Origin of the sequence: Streptomyces aurantiacus JA 4570 (assembly GCF_000414115.1) — a bacterium.
In the GTDB taxonomy this organism is placed as follows: Bacteria; Actinomycetota; Actinomycetes; order Streptomycetales; family Streptomycetaceae; genus Streptomyces; species Streptomyces aurantiacus_A.
Window position 1 is genome coordinate 1 of sequence record NZ_AOPZ01000566.1, and the last position, 2981, is coordinate 2981.

General features: G+C 72.2%; 2 protein-coding genes and 1 pseudogene. All 3 read right to left on the bottom strand.

Annotated features, from left to right (window positions below):
* Window positions 1-30: 30 nt before the first annotated feature.
* Window positions 31-1476 (bottom strand): peptidoglycan D,D-transpeptidase FtsI family protein, encoded by a 1446-nt coding sequence (locus tag STRAU_RS38750; protein WP_016645851.1) that lies wholly within the window; start codon window positions 1474-1476, stop codon window positions 31-33.
* Window positions 1477-1539: 63 nt separating this feature from the next.
* Complete coding sequence (locus STRAU_RS38755) at window positions 1540-2211, bottom strand: response regulator transcription factor (RefSeq protein WP_016645852.1); 672 nt, start codon at window positions 2209-2211, stop codon at window positions 1540-1542.
* 28 nt (window positions 2212-2239) lie between these two features.
* Window positions 2240-2981 (bottom strand): annotated as a pseudogene (locus STRAU_RS38760) (sensor histidine kinase); the annotation flags it as partial.

Here is a 2981-nt window from a genome sequence, read left to right on the forward strand (position 1 = left end):
GCGAAGCGGCGGGACAGGAATCCCCGCAAGCTAGCGCAGCGCAGCCCGCATCATCGCCGAAGCAACAGGCGCAGCCAACCCATTCCCGCTGACCTCGGAGCGCGCCGCGTCCGACGACTCCACGATCACCGCGACAGCGACCTTCTTCCCGTCGCCCCCCTTGGCGTAGGACGTGAACCAGGCGTACGGCGTCTTGGAGTTGTTCTCACCGTGCTGAGCCGTACCGGTCTTGCCACCCACCGAGGCTCCGGGGATCCGCGCGTTCGTGCCCGTCCCCTTCTCGACCACGGTCTCCATCGCGGACCGCAACCCCTCGGCGGTGGCCGAGCCCATCACCCGCTGCGCGTCGCCGTCCCCGTACTCCTGCAGCACGTTCCCGTCCGAGTCCGTGACCTTGGAGACCATGTGCGGAGCGGCCAGCTCCCCGCCGTTGGAGATCGCGGCGGACACCATGGCCATCTGCAACGGCGTCGCGGTGACGTCGAACTGCCCGATGCCGGTGAGCGCGGTCTGCGCCTTGTCCATGTCCGAGGGGTAGCCGCTCTCGGACGCCCGCACGGGCACATCCAGGTGGTCCGCGTTGAAGCCGAACTTCTCCGCCTGCGCCTTCACCTTGTCCTGACCGAGGTCGACGGCCATCTTGGCGAAGACGTTGTTGCAGGAGTACTGCAGCGCCGTACGGATCGTCGCGTTCTCGCAGGGCGCCGACGCGCTCTCGTTCTTCAGGACCGTGCGGGTCCCGGGCAGCGTGTACGGGTTCGGGCTCGCGGTCTTCTCGTCGACGGAGCCGTAGAGCCCGTCCTCGAGCGCGGCCGCCGCGACGACCAGCTTGAACGTCGAACCGGGCGGCAGCGGCTGGCGCAGCGCGCGGTTCACCATCGGCTTGTCCTCGTCGGTGGTGAGCGCCTTCCACGCGTCGCCGTCGGTGGAACCGCTGATCTTCGACGGGTCGTACGACGGCGTGGAGACCATGCCGAGGATCTTCCCGGTCTTCGGGTCGACCGCGACGGCCGCGCCCTTCTTGTCGCCGAGCGCCTTGTACGCCGCCTTCTGCACGCCCGGGTCGATGGTCGTGAGGACGTCACCGGGGTCGGCCCGCTTGTCGGTGAGCGTGTCCAGGGGGTTCTTGAGGCGGTTGTCGGTGCCGTCGAGGAGGTCCTTGTAGATGCCCTCCAGCTGTGTGGCGCCGTACACCTGCGAGCTGTAGCCGGTGACACCGGCGTACAGCGGCCCGTTCTTGTACGTGCGTTGGTACGCCAGGTCACCGCCCGCCGTCCGCTTCGAACCGGTGACGGCGTCCCCGCCCACGATGATGTCGCCCAGCGGGTACGCGTACTGCTCGATCGCGTTGCGCCGGTTCAGCTTGTCGTCCGCGAGAGCCTTCGAGTCGTGGAACTGCACCCAGGTCGCCCGCACAAGCAGGGCGAGCACCAGGAGCAGCGCGAAGACCGAGGCGTGCCTGATCGTCTTGTTCATCCCCCGGGAGGACGAACGCGCGACGCCGTTCCGTTCCCCGCTTGCACCGATGTGTCCGTTTTCTCAGACGTTCTTCATGAACCCCGCCTCGTACGCCGCGATCACCGCCTGCGTACGGTCCCGCGCCCCCGTCTTCGCGAGCACCGCCGCCACATGCGTCTTCACCGTCGCCGCGCCGACCTCCATCCGCCCGGCGATCTCCGCGTTGGTGAGCCCGGCCGCCATGAACCGCAGCACCTCGCTCTCCCGGCCGGTGAGCCGGGCGATCCAGGGCGCCTGCGCGGTCTCGGCGCGCGCGTGCTCGGCGGCAAGGGCACGCACGGCCGCCGGGAACAGCAGCGAGTCGCTGCGCGCCACCAGGCGCACCGCCTGCACCAGCGCCTCGGCCTCGGCCCGCTTGAGCAGGAAGCCGGACGCTCCGGCGCGCAGCGCCTCGTACACGTAGGAGTCGTTCTCGAAGGTCGTGACGACGACGATGCGCGGCGGCGCGTCCATGGCCCGCAGGATCTGTTCGGTGGCGCGGATGCCGTCGATCTCCGGCATGCGTACGTCCATGAGCACCACGTCGGGCTTCAGCTCGCGCACGACGGACACCGCCTCGGCGCCCGTCGCCGCCTCGCCGACGATCTCCAGGTCGGGCTCGGCGGCGAGGATGGCGCGCAGCGCCGTGCGCACCATGCGCTCGTCGTCGGCGAGCACGATGCGCAGCGGGGCGGGGGATGCGGCGTCGGTCATGGGGTCGGTCCCTTCGTACGTGGCGTGATCATGCGTGGCCCGTGAAGGGCAGGCGTACGTGCAGTCTCCAGACGCGGGTGCCCGGGGTGGCGTCGGCGGGGCCCGCCTCCGCCGTGCCGCCGAGGAGGCGGGCCCGGTCGGCGATGCCGCGCAGGCCGTGGCCGCCGCCGGTGCGGGCGGGCGCGGGCTCGGCGCGGGCGGGGTCCGGGAGCGGGTTCTCGGCGACGATCTCCAGGCCGGAGCCGTCGAGCCCGACGCGCAAGGCCACCGTGGTGTCGGGGCCCGCGTGCTTGAGGGCGTTGCTCAGGGCCTCCTGCACGATGCGGTAGCCCTCGCGGGACACCATCGGCGGCAGCGCGTCGGCGCCCTCGGGACCCAGCGCGCCGAGGTCGACGGCGGCGTCCACGCGCAGGCCGCCCGCGCGGGTGCGGCGCAGGAGTCCGTCCAGGTCGCCGCCGAGCGTGGGCGCCGGGGCCGTGTCGTGTCCGGGCCCGCGCTCGCCGCCCTCGCGCAGCACGCCGAGGACGGCGTCGAGCTCGCCGACGGTGCGGCGGGGGGGGCCTCGACGGTGCGGCGGGTGGTGTCCTCGATGGCGGCGAGCGCCTCGCGGACGAACTCGGGGTCCCGGTCGAGGAGTTTGCGGGCCGCGCTCGCCTGGAGCGTGACGGCGCTCAGGGCGTGGCCCACCGAGTCGTGCAGTTCGCGGGCGAGCCGGTTGCGCACGGCGAGGTCGGCGGCGCGCCGCTCGGCGTCGGCGAGCCGGTCGGCGG

Bases quoted from the DNA above. Each gene is read 5' to 3' on its own strand.
- STRAU_RS38750 (WP_016645851.1), bottom strand. From the start codon at position 1,476: ATGAACAAGACGATCAGGCACGCCTCGGTCTTCGCGCTGCTCCTGGTG.
- STRAU_RS38755 (WP_016645852.1), bottom strand. From the start codon at position 2,211: ATGACCGACGCCGCATCCCCCGCCCCGCTGCGCATCGTGCTCGCCGAC.